This window comes from Bartonella sp. OC68QHHN, assembly GCF_042193875.1.
GTDB lineage: Bacteria > Pseudomonadota > Alphaproteobacteria > Rhizobiales > Rhizobiaceae > Bartonella > Bartonella grahamii_A.
The window spans coordinates 378,718-400,873 of sequence record NZ_JBHIME010000023.1 but is presented as its reverse complement, the minus strand read 5'-3'; the positions used below and the strand labels follow the sequence as shown (position 1 = coordinate 400,873).

The following is a 22,156-nucleotide window of genomic DNA, read 5'->3' as shown; positions in this document are numbered from 1 at the left end:
AATATCACTTTAGTTTCTAGATGTAGAAAAAACAGCAAAGCTTACTTTAAAGCAATCTACAACAGTAAAAAAGTTTTATAATAAATCCTCTCTTATTTTTTCAATGTTTTTCTTTTACGCTGAGTGTATCTATAATTTTTAGTACAATTTATAATTGTCAGCTTATCCTGTTGTACCATAAAAGATCGACATTTGAGGTGTGGTAATATAAGGCATGTAAGCCTTTTTGACAAAGTATTTTGAAAGCACGTGGTGAATATTTAAGGTAAGCCTTGTATAAGTGAATCACATAAGTTGTTATCAAGTGGAACGAACTCAATAAAAATCTGGATTGTTTACAGATCGGGTTGGGTAGAATCTTTGTCCTTTAAGATGTGTAGAGAAAAAATTGTCAGTGCAGAGATAAACACGGATAAAGGTTGCATTAATCCAGATTCATCATCACAATCCGCGGCAATTTTTTCAAACCTTGATGCTCTCTCTTTTAGGATTCACAACACTTATGAGTGTTTCAACACTTATTTGAGGAAGGGAAGGGATTTTTGAAGTTTCATTGTTAAAGTCAATTGCATTCAACAAAATAACGAGTAAATTCTTTACCAGTTCTTGATTGAAGTAATACTTTTTGTTGGTAACAAATCTTTTTTATAAATGGACCATTACCTTCTATCCACTTTTTATTTAAAATCTTATTTAAGGATCTAGAAATTAGGAGGTATATTTTTTGAACTGGATATTATGAAGTTTTTTATAAAACCCATATTCTTTTGCTAGCAATTCTTTCTGAGTACCTTGTTCAATCAGTTGTCCATTTTGTATGACCACAATTTTATGAGCACGAGCAATCGTTGAAAGGCGATGAGCAATAATGATCGTTGTGCGTTCTTTGGTAAGGTAATGAATGGCTTCATTAATTTGTGCTTCGGTGTGTGAATCGAGCGCACTCGTTGCTTCATCAAGAATCAGAATTTCGCTATTGTGAATCATTGCTCTAGCGATAGCAAGTCGCTGTTTTTGTCCCCCTGAAAGATTACAGCCATTATCACCTATCTGTGTATCATAACCATTTGGCAAACTCATAATAAAGTCATGAGCATTTGCTGCTTTTGCTGCGTCGATAATTTCGGCATCACTAGCCCCTTCTTTTCCAAGCCCGATATTATATTTAACAGTTCCTTGAAAGAGAAAAGTATCCTGTCCTACATAGGACATCAGGTTTCTCAGAGAGCGAAATGTCGTGTAGCGGATGTCTTGATCATTAATCAATATGCGTCCTTTTGTAGGGTCATAGAGGCGCATAATAAGGTTGATAAGGGTTGACTTTCCCGAACCGGATGGTCCCACCAATGCTGTCATTTTTCCGGCTTCTATTTCTAGGTTGATGTCTTTCAATATCATTTTGTTATCAGTGTATGCAAAAGAAACATGTTCGAAACGAATAGTTCCTTGCTTTTTACTCAGATCTTTAGCTTCTTTATGTTCTACAACTGTAAGGGGACAATCGAGTATTTCAAACATCGTACGGATATTGACCAAGCCAGATTCAATTTTGACACGTACATTTGCTAGTCTTTTTGCGGGTTCATAAGCTAAAAGTAAAGCAACAATAAAGGACATAAATTCACCTTGAACACCTGCGCGTTGGGTTGCAAGATAACCGGAAAAACAAATAATACCTGCGATGGCAACACCCGTGAGTGTTTCCATAATTGGATTGGTGATAGCTTCCAGTGTTGCAATACTGTTTGTTTGTTTTTCAACATCACAAATGGCTTTGTCCATCCGTTTTTTCATGACTTCTTCTAGTGAAAAGGCCTTGATGATTCGAATACCAACAGCTGTTTCCTGTACGATTTTGATAATTTCACCAAGTGAAAGGAGCTCTTTTTCCATCAGGCGGCGAACGCGTTTTAAAGCCATTCGAACGCCTAAAAAAGCTAGGGGTCCGACGATTAAAGTAATGGAGATTAACACAAAGTTTTGAATGAACATGACAAGCAACAGACCACTAACGGAAAGCAAATCACGTACAAAAGTTGTGATAATAGTATCAATTATATTACGCACGGCTGTCGCATTATGAGTTACACGAACAAGAAGATCAGATGAAGTATTATTATGATAAAAAGAGACTCCTTGTTCCATAAGTCGTGCAAAAATTTTACGCTGTTGTTCAGCAATGATACTATTGCCTGCTTTGTTTAGAAAGTAAGTTTGAGAAAAAGTTGCAACTCCTTTGAGAATAAAGATAAAAGCAATGAAGCTAGAAATCAAAACAATTATAGGAAAATTTTGTGCATCAATAATCTCATTAACAACATCACGCATAATCCATGCACTGGTTGCCGTGGTACAAGAAATGATGATCATTGAGAAAATAGCTGCACTGTACCAACGCATATGTTTACGAAAATTTTCTCGCAAAAGGCGGATAATAAGATGTTTATCGAAAGAGGAAATTTGTTTTTTAGCCATGAAGTGCTTCTATATTCTCTCATTATTTTATGCAAGATTGGAACACTCTTAATTAAAAAGCCCCTTAATTTTTTTTTACAAAAATAGCCTTTTCTTTCAAGGTTCATCCCATCAATTTCATGACGGTGAGAGTGGAGAGTGTAGTGCAAAGTTTCTGTGACAGGTATAACGAAAATTTGTTGTTCATCATTATTTTTAGTTTTCAATAAAAGGTACCGGCGGGTTTCACCATTTTATTTACCAATTTCCATATTGTGATAGCCTTTGGCACTTGAAATGACTAAAAAAAACATTTCTGATGTGTAAGCAAACAATTTTACTGCATTGTATGATAAAAGAGCTTGAAATAAGAAGATCTTACGATGTGTGAGCTTTCTCATTTAATATGCAAAATAAGGAATTCTTCTTATAAATCGATAAAGCACTATTAAACTCTTAAAAGGATTTATACACATTTATAAAACCTTAAAAGCACCACAAAAACTCTATGTGGTGCTTTTAAATAATACTATACACATCCTTTTGATGAGTTTCATGTAAATATTATTACAATGCAAAACTATTTAGGTGCTATCACCATCATCATTTGCCGGCCTTCAAGCTTTGGCTCCAATTCGATTTTGGCAATTTCACTTGTATCTTCTTTCACACGCTGGAGAAGCTTTAATCCAAGATCTTGGTGAGCCATTTCACGACCACGAAAACGCAAAGTAATCTTTACTTTATCACCATGATCAATAAAGCGATGAATAGCCTTGAGTTTGACTCCATAATCATGGACGTCAACATTTGGACGCATCTTAATCTCTTTGATTTCGATGACTTTTTGCTTCTTACGCGTTTCAGCAGCTTTTTTTTGGGTTTGATATTTTAATTTGCCCAAATCGATGATTTTACATACGGGTGGCTCCGCATTTGGTACAATTTCAACCAAATCAAGTCCCGCATCTGCAGCCATAGCAAGAGCTTCTTGTATCGCAACAACCCCCTGATGGTGTCCCTCATCATTGATAAGCTGAACATGAGGTACCCGGATATCCTGATTTGAACGTGGTCCGTCTTTTTGGGTAGGTGTCATTTTAAACGGTTTACGAATGGTTTATGCTCCTTAATTTTGATTCAACTACAGTTAATTTAATATACAATTATGCACCTAAAAACAACTATAATTCGCGCCTTTTTCATTATTTGATTTATTACTTTTTGAAATGATTTAGATTATAAAAGTTTTTCTCTTAATTTAAAGAAATTGTTTTATGGAGGATACAGAATCATGGATCAAAATATTCCTTGTCAGTTTTTTTCGTTTGAAAACACCGCACTTGCAGTACGCTATCGCAAGGGGCGACAATCTCCAGGTTTGGTTTGGCTTCATGGCTATTTATCCGATATGTCAGGGGATAAGGCGATGTTGGTTGATAGTTTTGCTCAGAAGAATGATTTGTCTTGTTTACGTTTTGATTACTCTGGACATGGAGAATCGGGAGGTGATTTTTTTCAAGGAACGATTTCACGCTGGGTTAAAGAAAGTTTAGCGGTTTTTGAAACTTATTGTGAGGGGCCACAAATTTTGGTTGGCACCTCTATGGGCGGGTGGATTGCGCTAAAGCTTGCTATGATATTAGCACAAAAAAATAAGAGTCTTGCTGGTATGGTCTTGATTGCGCCAGCTCCTGATTTTACACAAACATTGATAGAATCAGGGTTGGGTCGAAAGGGGTGGAAAATTTTAGAAGAAACAGAGCATATTGAACGATCTGCGATTAGTTATACGGAGCCGGTTCCCTTTACAAAAGTATTTATTGAAGACGGCAGAGACAACTGCGTCATGAAGGGATGTATAGATGTTGGATGTCCAATCCATATTCTACAAGGGATGGAAGATGTGGAGATACCCTATCAGCATACTATGACCTTACTTAATCATTTGCCTTTACATGATGTAACATTGACACTCGTTCGTGATGCTGACCATCGTTTTTCGCGTTCACAAGATTTGGATTGCCTCGAAATGGTTTTGAGATCATTGATTGAACAAATTAATGCGGGATGAGAGTCACATTCATTAATAGTGAAGACATAATGTATGACCATTTATGAACATCATTTTATTTTTTCTAATCGTGTTGTTCCTCTAAGAGTACGCACGTATAAACACGCGCGACGTCTCACATTACGTGTTGATGCGAGCGGACAGAGGATTTGTGTAACAACACCACCAGCGGTAAGTCTCTGTACGATTCAAACTTTTATTGAAAAACACCGCTCTTGGATTGAAGAGCGTCTTACTTGTGCGTGCGTTTCTCAAAAAAAATCTTATCTCAAGGAGGGTACCACGATTCCTTTATTAGGTGTTGCACATACTATAAGGCATAAAGAAGGTCGTGGGGTGACGGAAATTATTGCAGGGGATGCAGAACAAAAACCTCAAATTATCGTTTATGGTCGATTAGAATACCTCCCAAGACGCATTGCTGACGTTTTGAAAAAACAAGCAGCACTTATTATAACACCTTTGGTGGCGCATTATGCCCATAAAGTAGAGCGTAAAGTCAAATCAATTTGTTATAAAGATACGAGAAGTCGTTGGGGGTCTTGTTCAATAGATAAGCGTCTTTCTTTTTCTTGGCGCCTTGTTATGGCACCAAAAGAAGTTGTGGAATATGTTGTTTCTCATGAGGTTGCTCATCTTGTTGAAATGAATCACGGTCCAAGATTTTGGGCTCTTTGTGAAGAACTATGTCCTGATAGTAAAACGTATCGTGCTTGGTTGAAGGAAAATGCTCATAGATTGCAAGCAATTAATTTTGATTCATATAATTTAGAGGCGTAAAAAACTTTCCAATGAAGGCGATATTTAACGGAACTTTTTGTTGAGTGTGTTGTTGTGTGTGTGCTTGCTCATACATAATGAGAAAGCCATTGAAGCTCTCAGCACGATTGTTCTCCCCTGCTTGGTTTGCTGAGTGTCTTCAATGTTTTTACTTTATCTTTTTTGTAATTCAGCGTAATAACCCTAAGTTCCGATGACTTATAAAAATGGGAAGGCGACCTTATGCCTGTTCTTACAGATCCACTTCAGCTATTACAGAGACTTATCCGTTGTCCTTCTGTTACACCTCATGAAGCAGGGGCTTTATCAGCTTTGGAACAATTTTTGAAAAAAATGGGATTTCATGTTGAGCGCCCTATTTTTACGGATAAAAATACAGATAATGTTGAAAATCTTTATGCAAAAATGGGAAATGAAGGGCCCCATCTTATGTTTGCAGGTCATACAGATGTCGTACCACCAGGTGCATTGGATGAATGGACCTATTCACCTTTTGAAGCTGTCATAGATCAGGGGAAATTATATGGGCGGGGTGCTGTTGATATGAAGGGCGGAATCGCTTGTTTTATTGCGGCGCTAGCCCGAGTTCTTGAGAAACAGCCCATTAAAGGAACGGTAAGTTTTTTGATTACCGGTGATGAAGAGGGACCTGCTGTTAATGGTACCGTCAAACTTCTCAAATGGGCAGAAAAAAAAGGCGAAAAATGGACTGCGGCTCTTGTGGGGGAACCAACAAGTGTAAAGACTGTCGGGGATGTCATCAAAATTGGTCGCCGCGGATCGATTTCTGGCATTATTACCGTGAGAGGTCGCCAAGGTCATGTTGCTTTTCCAGAGCGGGCTGCTAATCCCTTGCCTTTGGCAAGTAAGCTTATTCAAGCATTAACACAAACCGCTTTAGATAAAGGGACAGAGAATTTTCAACCCAGTAATTTAGAGCTAACAAGCATCGATACCGGTAATTTAGCGGTCAATGTTATTCCAGCGCAGACAACAGTTCATTTTAATATACGCTACAATGATCTTTGGACAAAAGAAACACTGATGGAGGAAATTAAAAAGCGTCTTGCTTTGGTGCAATCAAAAAACAATGGTGACCAATATCCTTCTTATCAGCTTGAATGGATTCCAAGTTTAGGGGATGTTTTTTTGACCAAAAATAATAAACTCATTCAAACGTTATCTAATGCTATTAAAAGTGTAACAGGGAATATACCAAAATGTTCCACTTCTGGCGGTACTTCAGATGCGCGATTTATTAAGGATTATTGTCCAGTGGTTGAATTTGGCTTACCGGGGCAAACGATGCATATGGTAGATGAGTGTGTAGCCCTTGATGCAGTGGAAACGCTTACTACTATTTATGAGCGTTTTATTGTTGATTTTTTTTCATAAAGAAATGATTGCTGGCTCAAAAATACCTTTATCTTGTTGTGCCATAAGACATTGCTATTTGAGGTGTGGTGATATGAGACACGTAAGACTTAATATATTAAGTGGTTTTAGAGTAAGTGATGACTATTCTTAAGTTGGGATTCTTACCTGTAGAGTCTTTCGTTAAGTGAATTACATAATTGGAAAGCCAAGTGGGACCTGCTTTAAGAAGCGGAACTGCTTACAGACCGTGTTGGATTAAAATATTCGTTCTTTAAAGTGTAGAAAGGAAGTCAACATGCAATCGTATATGGAAAACAAGGAATATTATATCATAATTGTGTGATGTCAGGTTGAAGCCATAAAGACACACAAAAACATGCTGCTATTGTAAAAAGTTCGTACAATATAAATGCGCTCATTCACAGTTCATGTTTTAATATGGTTTCTGCACTCTCATAAAAAGTACTTTTTGTTTCAATTAGGCTCTCTTAGAGTAAAGCCCATAGAAATGCTCTTTAAGTTTGTTTTATTTCATATATTTTGCCCTGCTTTTTTGTCCCCAAGAACTTCCGTTGCAAAATCATTATGTGATAGAAGGTAAGCTTATTTTATCAGCTTTAATATTGGTGATGATAAAGATACACAGAAATTCTTTTGTAGCAGCATGTTGACTTCTTTAGCCAAGGATTGTCCTAGTACTATTCTTAATTTTTTAATAAAATAACCTTAAAGGATGCTACAGACACTCATAAGCATGTACGCAGACAAGTAAGATCATATGGGATTAATGTCGTTTCGCTCGCTAACAAAGCAATCTCGATTCATATCTAGTATATTTGCCATTTGAGTGCATTATTTGTTTAATAAAGCTCATGATTTTGCTGTGACCTATAAATCAATACTAATCATACATCCGCGTATCTAAAATAAATATTGGTTCAGTATTTTTTGCGACAACAGCTTTTATATGCCAGAATAGGATAAAAGTATTGTATATATCTATTTTTGTAATCTCTGAAACAGACATACAACTACAACCTCATTGAGGGAAAAGGTATAAAGGTGAAAATCAGCGTGCTTTTTTACCCTCCTTTTTTATTCGGTTTTACGGTTTTCAAAAGTATCTAGAGTAATATCTTTTTAAATAATCAGAGATTAATGCATGGTTTCATGCTTATTAATCTGGTTTTTTAAATGGTGCCACGATTTCATAAAGAACAATACATTATCGTATTATGCATTCACATACTTGTTTTAAAGAAATTTTCCCAATGTTTGTCACATCCGTCCCACTACGGTGCTTATGAATAGTGTAATATAAAATTTTCCGTGAAGTGTACAAAATCTATAGTGCCTCACCATCTTTACGTTTATGAAAAAGAAAGTTAGACCACTATACACTTTCTAGCTCAAAATATTGCAATAGCTTTTAGCACTTAGGAGTGTTCATAAGAGGCATTTTTACTTCTTTTTTATAGCTTTTATCCACACGCTTGCCTACTTTAAAGTGTAAGGAAATGGTGATAACTAATTTACTATAAATAGTTTTTAAATAAAAGAATCTCACGATATTCTAATCTCGCCTCTGCTATGAAAAATGATAATTATGATTAAAATAAGTATGTTGTTATAAAAACTTTAGTTTGTGAGTTGGCTGATGATGTGATCAAGAACAATCCGTCCTTTGGTTGTTGCTTTTAAGCGTTGGTTATCCACTATTTCTATCAATTCTTGGTGTTGTAAATCGATCAGTTTTTCCATTGGGATGCGTTTAGGGCTTAAGGTTTCATAGCGTATAAGTTCTAAACCTTCGCAAAGGCGTAAACCCATAAGGAGCATTTCATTTGCCTGTTGTTCAGTGGTTAAATGTTCTGTTTCAATACAGCCATGTCCTGTTGTTTCTACCAAATTAAGCCACTTTTCGGGATGCTTTTCATTTATTGTGACATAACGTTCGCAGTTTTCAAGGTGTGATGATAATGTTTTTGAACAGGCAGAGGAATGATTCATTGCGTGCTCAATAAAACGTCCATGTGCTCCTGGACCAAAGCCTGCATATTGGTGATAACGCCAATAAAGAAGATTGTGTGCTGATTCAGAACCGGGCATTGCATGGTTTGAGATTTCATAGGCAGGAAGTCCGTGCAGTGCCGTTATTTCTTGGGTAAGATGATACAGATCCGCTGCTAGCTCTGATGGGGGAAGGATAAGTCTTCCTGCATCATGAAGCCGTTTAAAGGCAGTTCCTTCTTCGATCGTCAATTGATAAAGAGAAAGGTGGTTCGCTGCTAAATCAATTGCTTGTACAAGTTCAGATTTCCATTGTTCAAGGGTTTGTTCGGGGCGGGCATAAATGAGATCAAAGGATAAACGTGGAAAAATTTGCCGTGCTAAAGCAATGGCACAAAGAGCTTGTTCCACATTATGGAGTCGGCCAAGTTTGCGCAATGCTTTATCATTGAGCGCTTGTATCCCTAGAGATAAGCGATTAACACCTGCTGCACGGTATCCACGAAAGCGTTCTGCTTCCACACTGGATGGATTAGCTTCTAATGTAATTTCAACTTTATCATCGACTACCCATTTTTTTGCAAGTGCTTGCAATAGGGCATCAACAGTTTGCGGCTCCATAAGAGAAGGAGTTCCTCCACCAATAAAAATACTTGTAATATGGCGTGGACCTATTTTGTGGTATTGCGTTTCTATTTCGCGCTTAAAGGCGGTGACAAAACGCGGTTGATCAACACCATGGATGCGAACATGCGAATTAAAGTCACAATAAGGACATTTCGCTGCACAAAAGGGCCAATGAATGTAAATGCCAAAAGGTTCATTCATGAGAATGCTAAAAGGTTTTCTACCAAAAGTTTGAAAGCACGTGCACGATGTGAAAGAGGGGGAATATCATTACGTTTCCAGTTGTGTTTTTGCTCTGTTGACATTTCTCCAAAGGTATTTTCATATCCATCTGGTAAAAAAATAGGATCAAAACCAAAGCCTTTGTCTCCCCGTGGAGGCCAAATAAATGTTCCTTCAACACATCCGCGGAAGTAATCTGCATGAGCATCAGGCCATGCAATGCAAATGACAGATATAAAACGGCATTTTCGTTGGCTTTTTTCTTGCGCTCCGACTTTTTGGAGTTCATTTTCTATTTTTTTCATAGCTTTTGGAAAATTACGTGTGCCATCGGCTTGAATCGCCCAATCAGCGGTATAAACGCCTGGCGCACCCTCCAATGCATCTACTTCTAAGCCTGAATCATCAGAGAGGGCAGGAAGTCCTGTCTTTTTTGCTGCTGAAAAAGCTTTAATATAAGCATTTTCTTCAAATGTTTTTCCCGTTTCTTTTGGTTCTGGCAAGCCCAGTTCTTTTGCTGATTGTATTATTAAACTGAAAGGCCTAATTAAAGTAGTGATTTCATGCAATTTGCCGGTGTTATGTGTAGCAATGACAAGTTTTTTATCTGCTATGCTTCTCATATAGATTTCTCCAAAAATGAAAGGGGAATTATTTTTGTGCTAAAAACCAGCTTAAATACTCATATACACATTCTGCTTAATTTTACATGATATGATTATTTTACACGTTTTATGATAGTTTTATTCCAATAAAATTTTTTATCTTGTATGAAGATAACCTTGCAAAGGTATGAAAGACATGCCTTTTTTATGATAGCATTTTTATGGTAAATTTTCAATTTCCTGCTTGCTCGAAAGGGTAAAATTTTCTATTTACATCGGTTTTTAAATAATCCAGATTCTCTTGGCAAGTCCCTACAGCAGACCACTTTACAGATCAACTCTTAATATTAAATATTTCTCACACACTCTAACAAAAAATACCTTCTGCGTAATTTATCAATCACTCTGAAAGGTAGCATTTTACGGCTCAATAGGATAATATGTTTTTATACTACTTTAGACTATTTGACCAAACCTTGGCAAAACTTATATAAGAGATGAGTATTTTAAAAGTAGTGAAACAATTGTGATGAAGCACAAAAATATTGATAATGAACTAAAATATCTTGATGAACGTTCGCGTGATATTTTTCGCCATATTGTTGAAGCTTATCTTAATGATGGTGAACCTGTAGGGTCACGCAATCTTTCTCGGCTTTTACGACAGACATTATCGCCTGCGACGATTCGCAATGTGATGAGTGACCTTGAACATCTCGGTTTGATTTATGCACCACATGTTTCTGCGGGTCGAATGCCGACACAATCAGGTTTACGCTTTTTTGTTGATGCATTTATGGAAGCGGGTGATTTGCCAAACGAAGAGCGAGAAAATATTGAAATGCAAGTCAAAGAGGCTGGTCATGCACAATCGGTTGAACATTTTCTTGTTCAAGCAAGCCGAGTCCTTTCAGATCTTTCACGTGGGGCAGGGCTTGTTTTAGCAACAAAACAAGAAGGAACATTGAAACATATTGAATTTGTACGCCTTGATAGGGAGTACGCTCTTGCCGTTTTGGTGACTCAACAAGGTGAAGTTGAAAATCGTATTGTTCATTTGCCAGAAGGGGTTACCCATGCACAATTAACGGAAGCAACGAATTTTCTCAATGCCCATATCCAAGGGCGTACATTGAGTGAAGCTAAAGGGGAAATTGCCCGCTTATGCGTAGAAACACGGGCTGCACTTGATGATTTATCGCATCATCTTGTTGAAACGGGATTAGCTCTTTGGGGAGGAGAAGGTGCTGATCATAAAATACACCTCATTGTTCGCGGGCGTAGCAATTTACTTGAAGATGTGAAAGCAGAAGAAGATTTAGAACGGTTACGCCATTTGTTTGATGATCTTGAAACGCGTGAGAGTATGGCACAGCTTCTCGATTTAACGGATGAAGGTTCTGGGGTTCGAATTTTTATTGGTTCAGAAAATAAGTTATTTTCACTTTCTGGTTCTTCTTTAGTTGTAGCACCTTATCGTGATTCGCAACAAAGAGTCATTGGTGCTTTAGGCGTTATTGGTCCTACACGGCTTAATTATGCAAGGATTGTGCCCATGGTTGATTATACAGCTCAACTTGTGTCACAGTTATTGCGTTAAAACGATGCAAGTAAGTATTTGTACTATAAAAGCTCATTGTATTATATACATCGATACCCCTTGATTTTTGTCTGTAGAATTTCGATATCGAGAATAACGAATCTTATGAAGGAATAAAATTTTTATGTCTGATGAAAAAAACAAATTTACTGACGCTTCATTTGAAAATTGTGATTTAAAAAATCCAGCTGATCATAATACACTTAAACAGGCAGCCGATGAATTTTTAAAAACACATAAAACAGAGGAACACGAAGACGTTGAAAAAGAAAGCAATGAGGTTAGTGATCTTTTAGCGTCTTTGCAGGATGAAAATAAAGAACTGAAAGATCAGCTTTTACGTCTTGTTGCAGATATGGAAAATCTTCGACGCCGTACTATGCGAGATGTGGCGGATGCAAAGGCTTATTCCATTGCTAATTTTGCACGGGATATGTTATCAGTTTCTGACAATCTCAATCGTGCTTTGGAAGCTATTCCAGAAGGTGCGCGGGAGAGTGATGCTGGTTTGAAATCATTAGCAGAAGGTGTTGAAATGACTGAGCGTGCCATGATGGCAGCATTGGAACGTCATGGGGTGCAAAAAATTCATCCAGAGGGACAAAAATTTGATCCTCATTTTCATCAAGCTATGTTTGAAATTCCTAATGCCGATGTTCCAGATAACACTGTTCAGGAAGTTGTTCAGGCAGGTTACATTATCGGTGAGCGTGTTTTACGTCCAGCGATAGTTGGTGTAGCTAAAGGGAGAGTAAAAGAAGCGTCTGTTGAATCTGATTCGGGATAAAAGTTTCAAAAGAAACATCTGTAACGCGAGATAATAGCATTACAACATATGCCGCTTCAAATTTTGAAGCAGTTCATCAAAAAGATTTTAAAAGGGTGTAAAAACACCCTTTATTTTTGAAGTAGCCAAGTACCTCTTACAATATAAGGAGCATTGCTTTCAGGAGATGGTGATAACAGTAAAACGAATCGGTCAACCTCAAAAGGAGGAAATGAAAAATCACCTCGAGAAGTTAGATAAGCAGGAAGATCTTCAGGTCTAATATCGAGTAGCCGTGCAAGAGTGATATGAGGCATAAATTGTTTTTCATCAGGAGCTAATTTCAAGCGGCTCCGGATTTTTTGCATCTGTTCGTGTAAAAGATTAAGAGTTTCACAAGGCTCAATGCGGACAACAAGAGAGTGGGGAGCATCTTTTGAACCAAAAACTTCAAAACCTCTCGTTTTTAGCGCAAAAGGTGGAAGCTTTATTGCTTCAAAGGCACAAATAATCTCATCTGCTACAGAGTTCTCAATTTCACCAAAAAAAGATAAAGTGATGTGGAAATTTTGCGGGTTAATCCACTGCGCATTTGACAAGCCATTTTGCAGCGATATGAGAGCATTTGTTGTTTCTTGTGGAATTTGAAGTGCACTAAATAAACGTTGCATGTTATCTCCTTATAATTAGAAAACATCACTACGAGCGCAATGATGTATGAATGAATAATGGATTGCTCCACTAGGAATGAGGCAATAATATAGAAAAAGAAGAGCTAAAAAATGGCTAGCATAATTATAAATTGAATTTATAAAGCTTATAAATCTGAAATAATGTTCATAATGCTCATAAAAACCATGTATGCATGAAGTTATTGCAAAGATATGGAGTTAGAGTATCACTCATGCCTTCATTATCAATTCCATAAACACAGCCTAAATAAAGCAAGTTGATAGATTTTTTGATTGTGGGATCATCTTTACAGCGGTCAAAAAGAGATTCAAAGCCATTTTAAGCATATCTCTATAAACATTTAATTATGTGTTTTAAAAGTGGCGACAGCCATTAATGTTCAACAAACATGTAAATTCATCAAATAGCAATGGAAAAGAAAACTCATACAGATATTATGTATAACACAATTACTACAAGTATTTATGTCTACGATAAATCCAAGGCCAATTTAAACGAATATGAACTCAGATATTATTAAGAAAAAACGAAGAAGTTAACAAAATAATTATTAGAAGAAGTCTATTTTTATCTCATGGATGATCACATTTCTTTATTTTGTGAGAAGTTTTAGTTCTCTTCTCCAAAGTTATTATTGATAAGCTTTTCAAGAGCATTAAGAGCATCTACTGCTTCTGGTCCTGAAACACGAATGGTGAGGTTGCAACCAGATGAAGCCGCTAGCATCATAAGTCCCATAATTGATGATCCACCAACGATTTTTCCATCCTTTTCAACTTCAACAGTAACATTAAAATTGTCAACAGTTTGTACAAATTTTGCAGAAGCACGTGCATGCAATCCACGTTTATTACAGATATTGAAATGACGACTTATACATGGGAGGGTATCTTTGGAAAACATTGGTATTTTATTATCCGCTATAAAATCATACTTGGTACATTAATATATTTACGCCCTGCTTCTTGTGCTATTCTTAACGCGTCTGATAACGAAATATCAGGACATTTGCGAATAGAAATCAGTTTAATAAGCATAGGCAAATTAACACCCGCAATCATTTCAACGCGTCCTTTTTCAATAGCAGGAATAGCTATGTTTGATGGTGTTCCACCGAACACATCTGTTAATATGATTACGCCATGATCCGTATCTGTATCAGTTACTGCGGCTATAATATCACCCCGGCGCTGATCTATATCGTCATCGGGATAAACGCATATTGTTGCGAACTTTTCTTGTGCTCCAACAACATGTTCTACAGCATGTAAAAATTCAACAGCCAGCTCACCGTGCGTTACAAGCACGAGTCCAATCATTTACGCAAACTCCTGTTAACTAATAAGATCCGACCATATTGGTGGGAAAGACATTTTACAAGGCTTTGTCTTGCTGCCAAGAAAAATTTGCAAAAAAAAGGCAAAAATTGTGATTTTTTTATCTTTAGAAAAAAATTAGACAAATTTACGCCATATTTTTCTAAACAAAAATGCTTCAATAGCTTGACAAATGGCTGTACAATCGGCTTCACGAAGAGAGGGAAGTTTTAAAAGAGGAATGTGCAAATCTTCAAATTGAAAAGTTTTATTTGTGGAAAAACGTTCAGATTCCAGACCAAGAAAAATAACACAATCGATAGTTGTGTGCTTTTCAAATTCTATCATATAAAGACCAACGCCACGAATCTCGATACCGCCCTCTAAATTATCAGGAGTGTATCCGTGGAGCTTTCCATTTTCTGCACGCAACATTGTATAATCATCACTGATAAGCTTCGCTTCACGTTTTGACCACTCAGCACGGTCGAGCAAAGAAAGGGTAAGGGTTGATTTTCCTGATCCCGATGGACCTATAATTAACAGCCCCTTGCCACCTAATTGAAGGCAATTTGCGTGGAGTATTTCACATTTTGTTTTCATGCCTTTTACTTTGGATAAAAAATTTATTTAGCGAGGGGAAGCATAATAATAAAACGTGCACCAGTTTTACATTTCCCAAGTGTAGGATCAATAATATTTTCGGCTGTAATTGTCCCATTATGAGCCTCGATGATTTGCCGACTAATAGAAAGGCCAAGTCCAGAGTTTTGTCCAAAAACATCTTCGTTTGGTCGATCTGTATAAAAACGCTCAAAAATGCGTTCAATATTTTCTGAACGAATACCTGGACCATTATCTTCAATGGTTAAAATAAGGGTTGAAGCATGACTTTTCATAGTAATGCAAATTTTGCCACGATTCCGAGGAATAAAAGAACGTGCATTTTCAAGAAGATTTGAAATCACTTGCCCTAAACGGAGTTCATGTCCCAATACAAGATAGGCTTTTCCATGAGGACGTGGGACAATATTAAGGCTTATATCAATGGTTTGCGTATTACGATACACTTCCTGAACAGCATGAACAAGACTTTCCAAAAGCGGTTTCATATCAACAATCTCTGCGGTTTCTCGTGCAAGCTCTGCGTCGAGCCGCGATGCATCAGAAATATCTGTAATCAACCGATCAAGACGGCGCACATCATGTTGAATAATTTCAAGCAATTTCTCTTGTGCTTCTTCATTTTTAGCCAGAGGGAGCGTTTCAACAGCACTGCGTAGAGAGGTGAGAGGATTTTTTAGTTCGTGGCTTACATCAGCAGCAAAGCGTTCAATGGCTTCAATACGCATATAAAGGGCATTGGTCATATCACGAATAGAGGTTGAAAGGTGACCAATTTCATCTTCACGCATTGAGAAATCAGGAATTTCTACACGCTGATTATTGCCATTACGCACTCGATTAGCCGAGGCAGATAATTTACTTAATGGATGGGCAATCGTATGGGCTAAAAAGAGAGAAAGAACCAAAAGTACGCTGCCTACAACGGCAAAAACTTTAAAGATAACCAGTCTTTCGCCTTTTACAATGTTATCAATATCGGAACCAGTGGTTGAAAGAAGAAGAGCTCCAACCACTGCGCGATAGCGTTGAACAGGAACAGCAACAGAAACAATTAATTGACCTTGTCTGTTGCGTCTTTTAGCCGTAGCAAGAGATCCGTTTAATGCGCGGTACACTTCTGGATAAGCAATACCACTGGTTTTTGTTTGTTCTCTGTCAAGAGCAATACCTTTGCCATAAAATGTGCTTGAATACCATGAAGTAAGGCGATCCCACATGTTTTGTTCTTTTTTAAGTGGGGGTAAATCATAACTAAAAACTTCTCCACTGGAATAAAGAACGCGCGAATCAAGAAGGAGAGTAGCATCACGATCATAAATACGTGCTCTTGTCGTTTTAGGTGTGATGAGACGCCGTAAAAGAGGGGCAACTTGCTCAGGGTTAATAGGAAAATCCCAGGAATCGGTTGATTGAGGGGCAGGTGTAACGCTTTCACCAGTCTGTAACTCTAAGAGTTTTTGGGGATCAATGAGAATAGAATTTGTATCTACTGTTGCAGAAGCAGCAATAGCCCCAGCAATAATTTTTCCTTGGGTACATAAACTTTTAATTTTTGCTTCAATTAAACCATCGCGAAATTGGTTAAGATATAAAATGCCTGTAACTAAAACGGCAAGGGCAGCAATGTTTAATATAACAATGCGACGTGTGAGGCTGGAAAAAAGCAATTGTCTAAAGAGACGTTGTGTTCGAAGATGCAAACGAGCAAACATAAGAAATGGCGTTGAAGACGTACCATTAACGGTTGTTTTTTGTAAAGTTTCCAGTTGAGAATTGTCTGTCATTGATTTGATTGCCGTTCAAATTTTTGCGACAAAGTAGTTTTATACCTCGTGGAAACGATAACCTACACCATAAAGTGTTTCAATCATTGCAAAATCATCATCCACTTGTTTAAACTTTTTACGCAGACGTTTAATGTGACTATCAATGGTGCGATCATCTACGTAGACTTGATCACTATAGGCAGCATCCATTAAAGCATCACGACTTTTTACAACTCCTGGTCTTTGTGCTAAGGTCTGCAGAATTAAAAATTCCGTAACGGTTAAAATAACAGGTTTATCTTTCCATGTACAGGTGTGGCGTTCTTGATCCATCACAAGATCTCCACGTTTAAGAGAAGAGGTGGAAGAAGTTCCTATAGAAAGCGGTTGGTTACGTGCATTAGAACGGCGCAAAATAGCTTTCACTCGTTCAATGAGAAGACGTTGGGAGAAAGGTTTAGTGATAAAATCATCAGCTCCCATTTTGAGACCAAATAATTCATCAATTTCATCATCTTTAGAGGTAAGAAAAATAACTGGAAGATCAGATTTTTGACGTAAACGACGCAAGAGTTCCATCCCATCCATTCGGGGCATTTTAATATCAAAAATAGCTAAGTGTGGAGGGTGAAGTGTGAGACCCTTGAGTGCAGATGCTCCATCTGTATAGCTTTCAACCCGATATCCTTCTGTCTCAAGCGCAAAAGATAAAGATGTCAAAATATTGCGATCATCATCAACAAGTACAATCGTTTGCGTGATTGTTGGTGTATCTTTCATGGTTTCTTAGACCTTTCTATTGCTGTGGTAGCAAATTACCCACACTTATTTATATGGGAGTTCATATTTTTTTTGCAAAACAAATATGATACAAATTGTAGCAAAGTAAAAAACCTTTTGTCATTACTGTAAAATCTTGTTTTGCTTTCATAATTTATAATGTTTCTACGTCTATTAAGATCCCTTCGTTTGAGAGAAAATTTTCATAAAGGCTTTTTTTATCAAGGTTTATTACAAAGTTTATTATTGTATTTGTCTCATAATTGAACAGGTATAGTTTTGATTGTTGAAGTTTAGAAAATCTGCCTATGTGTTTTAAGAGCAAAGAAAAGAATGTGGCAATATATGCACAAAAATTTGTTTCTGTTACACGAAAGGAGGTCGTAATGGGATTTTTTAATTTTATTAAAACTGTAGGGGAAAAGTTAGGAATTGGAGACCATGAACCAAAAGAAAAAGATTTTAAGACAGCATTTGATCATTTTCAACTCGGTACAGAAAAAGTAAATATTCAAGTTGAAGACGGTAAAGCTATTTTAAGCGGTGAGGTTCTAGACAGGGAAACACTTGAAAAAGCGCTGCTGGTTGTTGGCAATTCACAAGGTATCTCTTCTGTAGATGTTGATCAATTAAAGGTTATAGATACAACGCCTAGAAAACCTTCTCGCTTTTATGAGGTTAAATCTGGTGATAATCTTTGGAAAATTGCTGAAGAGGTTTATGGAAAAGGGCAAGGTAATAAAAATACATTTATTTTTGAAGCCAATAAGCCCATGCTGAAATCTCCCGATAAAATTTATCCTGGACAAGTTTTACGTATTCCTGAAATTGACCATAGTTAATGCATCGAAGGGGATAGTTTTTACGGATGGCATTAAACAAAAAATAAAGAAGCGTACAAAAATCTCATGCTTCTTTATTTTATTTCTTTATTTTATAAAGTGTGTATTTATAATAAAAGGACTTAGTGAACAGGAGAGGATTTAGAAGGTGATGGTGCTTTCATAGCGTTTACAGAGAAATCAACATCAATCGTTCCTGCTTTCTCAAATGTCAATTTTGCGCTAATTTTATCACCTAACTTGAATGGTTGTGAAAGCCCCATAAACATAATATGATCACCGCCAGGCTTAAGCATGATTTCGCCATTTCCCGGAATTTCAATGCCATTGTGCATTTTTTCCATTTTCATAATATCATTAACGACAGCCATAGAGTGTATCTCTGTTGTTTTTACTCCGTTCGTGGAAATAGAAACCAAACGGTCTGGAGTATTACTGTGATTAATAATGTAAAGATAACCGCTACCAACTCTTATACCTCTAGGTGTTTCGCGTGTCCAAGGATTGAGAATTTCTATGTCGCCAAGTTTATATTGCTGAGCACCTGCTGGCAGGATTATACCAGCAAAGAGAAGAGCACACACAATATTTATGATAACCTTTTTGTATGGATATTGTGTATGTGTTATATTCTTAAAGATGAGATTTGTTATTTTCTTAATAATAGATGTCATCATTGATTTACCCTCCTTCATAAGATTTACACTTTGAATATTTTTATTTTAGCAGAGCTTTTATTTAAAATAAAAGAAAGAAATGCTAAAATGAAATTGATTTGAATATGAGAATAAAATCGTAGAATTCTTTGATTTTAAAGGAAGAAAATAAGGTTTACAATGACAAAACATCCCTCAACGCTTCCGTGTTCATCTCAAAATAGTATTTGTAAATGGTATAAAATCTATGATGCACTACTATTTTACTTAATAAAGATATAATACAGAACAATCATCAACCACTTTACCAGTTTTTAATATTATGACAGCCTTTAGCATTTTAAAGCGTTTATACAGAGGCATTTTTATATATTTTCAAAGTTCAAATTATACAGTTAAGAAAAAACGCTTTAGGTGAGTTTAAAGCACATCTTTCAAATAGCAGTAAACAATGAGACCGTTAGAAGGAGAATTTTTGAAAGGAGATCGATAGATAATACCTTTACTGATATAAGTATTAGGTATGCTGACTATTTTAGTCCAAGGAAAATTTATAATATTCGTGATATAAATTATTCGCCTTTTAAAAAACTTTTACGTGAGTATCTTTTATTAATGATGAGAAGATCAAGAGCGAGAGTGCAATCACTCTTTTATTTTTTTAATTTTTATAGAAGGGTATATTTGTTGAGAATTGCAAGAAAAATATATTATGATCTCAAGTCTCTTATAAATATGGTATTTATGGGTCATTAGAACGCTTATTTTAAAATAAATTTTTTATTTTGGAGATGTTTCTCTCATTATTCTCTTGTAGCAACAAAAGCCTATTCTTATATACGAAGCAGCAAGGCTTATTGCGACTTGCGGTTTATTATTATTTTGTGTTGCTTGAAGCAATATACGGGCTTTGAGTGTGATGAGGAGCTGTCTTAAAAAGATGCTTTATGAAGGTTGAGGTAGCTTGCTGAATGGAGATTATAATATGGCAAAAGTAATTGGTATTGATTTGGGGACAACGAACTCTTGTGTGGCTGTTATGGATGGCAAAAACGCAAAGGTTATCGAGAACTCAGAAGGAGCACGAACAACACCTTCCGTTGTTGCCTTTACTGATGGAGGAGAGCGGCTTGTGGGACAGCCTGCTAAACGGCAGGCGGTAACAAATCCTGAAGGGACAGTTTTTGCAGTTAAACGTTTGATAGGGCGTCGTTTTGATGATCCTATGGTTGAAAAAGATAAAGCACTTGTACCTTATAAAATTGTTAAAGGTGACAATGGTGATGCATGGGTTGAAGAAGCAGGTAAGAAATATTCTCCATCGCAAATTTCAGCTATGATTTTGCAAAAGATGAAGGAAACAGCTGAATCTTATCTGGGTGAAAAAGTTGAACAAGCGGTTATTACTGTTCCTGCTTATTTTAATGATGCGCAACGTCAAGCGACTAAAGATGCGGGTAAAATTGCTGGACTTGAAGTGTTACGGATTATTAATGAGCCGACTGCTGCTGCTTTAGCTTATGGTTTGGACAAAAAAGACGGAAAAACAATTGCTGTTTACGACCTTGGTGGTGGTACATTTGATATTTCAGTACTTGAAATTGGAGATGGCGTTTTTGAAGTTAAATCAACCAATGGAGATACGTTTTTAGGGGGTGAAGACTTTGACATGCGCTTGGTTGGTTATTTTGCAGATGAATTCAAAAAAGAGCAAGGAATTGATCTGAAAAATGATAAATTAGCTTTACAGCGCTTAAAAGAAGCGGCAGAAAAAGCAAAAATTGAGCTTTCTTCGTCACAGCAAACAGAAATCAATTTACCATTTATCACGGCAGATCAATCAGGTCCTAAGCACTTAACAATGAAATTGACTCGGGCAAAATTTGAATCTCTGGTTGACGATTTAGTGCAGCGCACCATCGAGCCTTGTAAAGCTGCGTTGAAAGATGCTGGATTAAAGTCCGGTGAGATTGACGAAGTTGTTTTAGTGGGTGGTATGACACGTATGCCCAAGATCCAGCAAGTCGTGCAAAGCTTCTTTGGTAAGGATCCACACAAAGGCGTTAATCCTGATGAAGTTGTTGCAATGGGTGCTGCCATTCAAGGGGGTGTATTGCAAGGCGATGTCAAAGACGTGTTGCTTCTCGATGTAACACCTTTATCCTTGGGGATCGAAACCTTGGGTGGGGTTTTTACACGTCTCATTGAACGCAATACCACTATCCCAACGAAAAAATCTCAAGTTTTTTCAACAGCTGATGATAACCAGAGTGCTGTGACTATTCGTGTTTTCCAAGGAGAACGGGAAATGGCGAGTGATAATAAGTTATTGGCTCAATTTGACCTTGTTGGTATTCCTCCAGCACCGCGTGGTATACCTCAAATTGAAGTTACTTTTGATATTGATGCGAATGGTATTGTTAATGTTTCAGCCAAAGATAAGGGAACTGGTAAAGAGCATCAAATTCGTATTCAGGCATCAGGTGGTTTGAGTGAAGCTGATATTGAAAAAATGGTACAGGATGCGGAAGAGCATGCAGCTGAGGATAAAAAACGCCGTGAAGGTGTTGAAGCCAGAAATCAAGCGGAAGCTCTTATTCATTCAACTGAAAAGTCACTCAGTGAATATGGTGATAAAGTATCAGCTGAAGAAAAAGGACAGATTGAAACAGCAATATCTGATTTGAAATCTGCGCTTGAAGGCAGTGATACTGAAGAAGTAACAACAAAGATGCAAAAATTAGCTGAAGTCAGTATGAAGCTTGGACAGGCTATGTATGAAGCTTCACAAGCAGCGAGCGCTGACATTGAAACAGAAGAAAAAAATGATGATGTTGTTGATGCTGATTTTGAAGAAGTTAATGATAAGAAGAAATAGTGTCGGCATATATGTTGATTAATTTATAAACCCGGCCTTTGAAATATAAGGCTGGGCTTTATTATTTGAGTGAGTTGCAACTT

The 22,156-nt window shown here is 36.9% G+C and carries 18 protein-coding genes; 7 read left to right on the top strand and 11 right to left on the bottom strand.

What is annotated here, in order from left to right; genetic code table 11:
• Positions 1-708 precede the first annotated feature (708 nt).
• Positions 709-2,475, bottom strand: coding sequence for an ABC transporter ATP-binding protein (locus ACFIJ0_RS04360; RefSeq protein WP_375644243.1), 1,767 nt, complete (start codon positions 2,473-2,475; stop codon positions 709-711).
• Between the two features lie 559 nt (positions 2,476-3,034).
• A complete protein-coding gene (infC, locus tag ACFIJ0_RS04355; protein ID WP_375624780.1) occupies positions 3,035-3,553 on the bottom strand; it encodes a translation initiation factor IF-3 in 519 nt (172 codons plus the stop codon).
• Between the two features lie 195 nt (positions 3,554-3,748).
• Here infC and ACFIJ0_RS04350 point away from each other — a divergent pair, with 195 nt between their 5' ends.
• The 3 genes from ACFIJ0_RS04350 to dapE all read left to right on the top strand — a co-directional run bounded on the left by ACFIJ0_RS04350 (position 3,749) and on the right by dapE (position 6,703).
• A complete protein-coding gene (locus tag ACFIJ0_RS04350; protein WP_375624779.1) occupies positions 3,749-4,528 on the top strand; it encodes an alpha/beta hydrolase in 780 nt (259 codons plus the stop codon).
• Between the two features lie 33 nt (positions 4,529-4,561).
• Entirely contained in the window at positions 4,562-5,308 is a 747-nt protein-coding gene (locus ACFIJ0_RS04345; RefSeq protein ID WP_375624778.1) for a M48 family metallopeptidase, read from the top strand.
• Positions 5,309-5,530: 222 nt separating this feature from the next.
• Positions 5,531-6,703, top strand: a complete 1,173-nt coding sequence (dapE, locus tag ACFIJ0_RS04340) for a succinyl-diaminopimelate desuccinylase (RefSeq protein ID WP_375624777.1) — start codon at positions 5,531-5,533, stop codon at positions 6,701-6,703.
• Between the two features lie 1,620 nt (positions 6,704-8,323).
• Here the strand turns inward: dapE and hemW are convergent.
• The gene (gene hemW, locus ACFIJ0_RS04335) at positions 8,324-9,523 is read right to left on the bottom strand and encodes a radical SAM family heme chaperone HemW (RefSeq protein ID WP_375624776.1); all 1,200 of its coding nucleotides are present in this window, start codon (positions 9,521-9,523) and stop codon (positions 8,324-8,326) included.
• Positions 9,520-10,167 carry an RdgB/HAM1 family non-canonical purine NTP pyrophosphatase gene (rdgB, locus tag ACFIJ0_RS04330; protein WP_375624775.1) on the bottom strand — a complete coding sequence of 216 codons (648 nt, stop codon included), beginning with the start codon at positions 10,165-10,167 and terminating at the stop codon, positions 9,520-9,522. The genes hemW and rdgB overlap by 4 nt, the downstream gene beginning before the upstream one ends.
• A 511-nt stretch (positions 10,168-10,678) precedes the next feature.
• On the opposite strand from rdgB, the gene hrcA reads away from it, so the two are divergent.
• Together hrcA and grpE are read left to right on the top strand one after the other, a co-directional pair.
• A complete protein-coding gene (hrcA, locus tag ACFIJ0_RS04325) occupies positions 10,679-11,749 on the top strand; it encodes a heat-inducible transcriptional repressor HrcA (protein WP_375624774.1) in 1,071 nt (356 codons plus the stop codon).
• A 124-nt stretch (positions 11,750-11,873) separates the two neighbouring features.
• Positions 11,874-12,536: a nucleotide exchange factor GrpE gene (gene grpE / locus ACFIJ0_RS04320; RefSeq protein ID WP_375624773.1), complete on the top strand. Its 663-nt coding sequence runs from the start codon at positions 11,874-11,876 to the stop codon at positions 12,534-12,536.
• A gap of 110 nt (positions 12,537-12,646) precedes the next feature.
• Here grpE and thpR read toward each other — a convergent pair whose 3' ends face one another.
• The 6 genes from thpR to ACFIJ0_RS04290 form a co-directional block, all read right to left on the bottom strand.
• Entirely contained in the window at positions 12,647-13,186 is a 540-nt protein-coding gene (thpR, locus tag ACFIJ0_RS04315) for an RNA 2',3'-cyclic phosphodiesterase (protein ID WP_375624772.1), read from the bottom strand.
• A 631-nt stretch (positions 13,187-13,817) separates the two neighbouring features.
• Positions 13,818-14,111, bottom strand: coding sequence for an HPr family phosphocarrier protein (locus tag ACFIJ0_RS04310; RefSeq protein WP_375624771.1), 294 nt, complete (start codon positions 14,109-14,111; stop codon positions 13,818-13,820).
• 17 nt (positions 14,112-14,128) lie between these two features.
• A complete protein-coding gene (locus tag ACFIJ0_RS04305; RefSeq protein ID WP_375619236.1) occupies positions 14,129-14,527 on the bottom strand; it encodes a PTS sugar transporter subunit IIA in 399 nt (132 codons plus the stop codon).
• Positions 14,528-14,662: 135 nt separating this feature from the next.
• Entirely contained in the window at positions 14,663-15,127 is a 465-nt protein-coding gene (locus ACFIJ0_RS04300; protein WP_375624770.1) for an HPr kinase/phosphatase C-terminal domain-containing protein, read from the bottom strand.
• Between the two features lie 23 nt (positions 15,128-15,150).
• Positions 15,151-16,935 (bottom strand): stimulus-sensing domain-containing protein, encoded by a 1,785-nt coding sequence (locus tag ACFIJ0_RS04295; RefSeq protein WP_375624769.1) that lies wholly within the window; start codon positions 16,933-16,935, stop codon positions 15,151-15,153.
• A 39-nt stretch (positions 16,936-16,974) separates the two neighbouring features.
• Positions 16,975-17,697, bottom strand: coding sequence for a response regulator transcription factor (locus ACFIJ0_RS04290; protein ID WP_375624768.1), 723 nt, complete (start codon positions 17,695-17,697; stop codon positions 16,975-16,977).
• Between the two features lie 386 nt (positions 17,698-18,083).
• Between ACFIJ0_RS04290 and lysM the strand changes: the two genes are divergently transcribed.
• Complete coding sequence (gene lysM / locus ACFIJ0_RS04285; protein ID WP_375624767.1) at positions 18,084-18,539, top strand: peptidoglycan-binding protein LysM; 456 nt, start codon at positions 18,084-18,086, stop codon at positions 18,537-18,539.
• 122 nt (positions 18,540-18,661) lie between these two features.
• Here lysM and ACFIJ0_RS04280 read toward each other — a convergent pair whose 3' ends face one another.
• Positions 18,662-19,216: a copper chaperone PCu(A)C gene (locus tag ACFIJ0_RS04280; protein ID WP_375624766.1), complete on the bottom strand. Its 555-nt coding sequence runs from the start codon at positions 19,214-19,216 to the stop codon at positions 18,662-18,664.
• A gap of 964 nt (positions 19,217-20,180) precedes the next feature.
• Here ACFIJ0_RS04280 and dnaK point away from each other — a divergent pair.
• Positions 20,181-22,073 (top strand): molecular chaperone DnaK, encoded by a 1,893-nt coding sequence (gene dnaK / locus ACFIJ0_RS04275; protein ID WP_375624765.1) that lies wholly within the window; start codon positions 20,181-20,183, stop codon positions 22,071-22,073.
• Positions 22,074-22,156: the final 83 nt, after the last annotated feature.

What these genes read in the sequence shown, in the direction of transcription:
- ACFIJ0_RS04360 (WP_375644243.1), bottom strand. Translation starts at nt 2,475, where the DNA reads ATGGCTAAAAAACAAATTTCCTCTTTCGATAAACATCTTATTATCCGC.
- infC (WP_375624780.1), bottom strand. Translation starts at nt 3,553, where the DNA reads ATGACACCTACCCAAAAAGACGGACCACGTTCAAATCAGGATATCCGG.
- ACFIJ0_RS04350 (WP_375624779.1), top strand. Translation starts at nt 3,749, where the DNA reads ATGGATCAAAATATTCCTTGTCAGTTTTTTTCGTTTGAAAACACCGCA.
- ACFIJ0_RS04345 (WP_375624778.1), top strand. Translation starts at nt 4,562, where the DNA reads ATGACCATTTATGAACATCATTTTATTTTTTCTAATCGTGTTGTTCCT.
- dapE (WP_375624777.1), top strand. Translation starts at nt 5,531, where the DNA reads ATGCCTGTTCTTACAGATCCACTTCAGCTATTACAGAGACTTATCCGT.
- hemW (WP_375624776.1), bottom strand. Translation starts at nt 9,523, where the DNA reads ATGAATGAACCTTTTGGCATTTACATTCATTGGCCCTTTTGTGCAGCG.
- rdgB (WP_375624775.1), bottom strand. Translation starts at nt 10,167, where the DNA reads ATGAGAAGCATAGCAGATAAAAAACTTGTCATTGCTACACATAACACC.
- hrcA (WP_375624774.1), top strand. Translation starts at nt 10,679, where the DNA reads ATGAAGCACAAAAATATTGATAATGAACTAAAATATCTTGATGAACGT.
- grpE (WP_375624773.1), top strand. Translation starts at nt 11,874, where the DNA reads ATGTCTGATGAAAAAAACAAATTTACTGACGCTTCATTTGAAAATTGT.
- thpR (WP_375624772.1), bottom strand. Translation starts at nt 13,186, where the DNA reads ATGCAACGTTTATTTAGTGCACTTCAAATTCCACAAGAAACAACAAAT.
- ACFIJ0_RS04310 (WP_375624771.1), bottom strand. Translation starts at nt 14,111, where the DNA reads ATGTTTTCCAAAGATACCCTCCCATGTATAAGTCGTCATTTCAATATC.
- ACFIJ0_RS04305 (WP_375619236.1), bottom strand. Translation starts at nt 14,527, where the DNA reads ATGATTGGACTCGTGCTTGTAACGCACGGTGAGCTGGCTGTTGAATTT.
- ACFIJ0_RS04300 (WP_375624770.1), bottom strand. Translation starts at nt 15,127, where the DNA reads ATGAAAACAAAATGTGAAATACTCCACGCAAATTGCCTTCAATTAGGT.
- ACFIJ0_RS04295 (WP_375624769.1), bottom strand. Translation starts at nt 16,935, where the DNA reads ATGACAGACAATTCTCAACTGGAAACTTTACAAAAAACAACCGTTAAT.
- ACFIJ0_RS04290 (WP_375624768.1), bottom strand. Translation starts at nt 17,697, where the DNA reads ATGAAAGATACACCAACAATCACGCAAACGATTGTACTTGTTGATGAT.
- lysM (WP_375624767.1), top strand. Translation starts at nt 18,084, where the DNA reads ATGGGATTTTTTAATTTTATTAAAACTGTAGGGGAAAAGTTAGGAATT.
- ACFIJ0_RS04280 (WP_375624766.1), bottom strand. Translation starts at nt 19,216, where the DNA reads ATGATGACATCTATTATTAAGAAAATAACAAATCTCATCTTTAAGAAT.
- dnaK (WP_375624765.1), top strand. Translation starts at nt 20,181, where the DNA reads ATGGCAAAAGTAATTGGTATTGATTTGGGGACAACGAACTCTTGTGTG.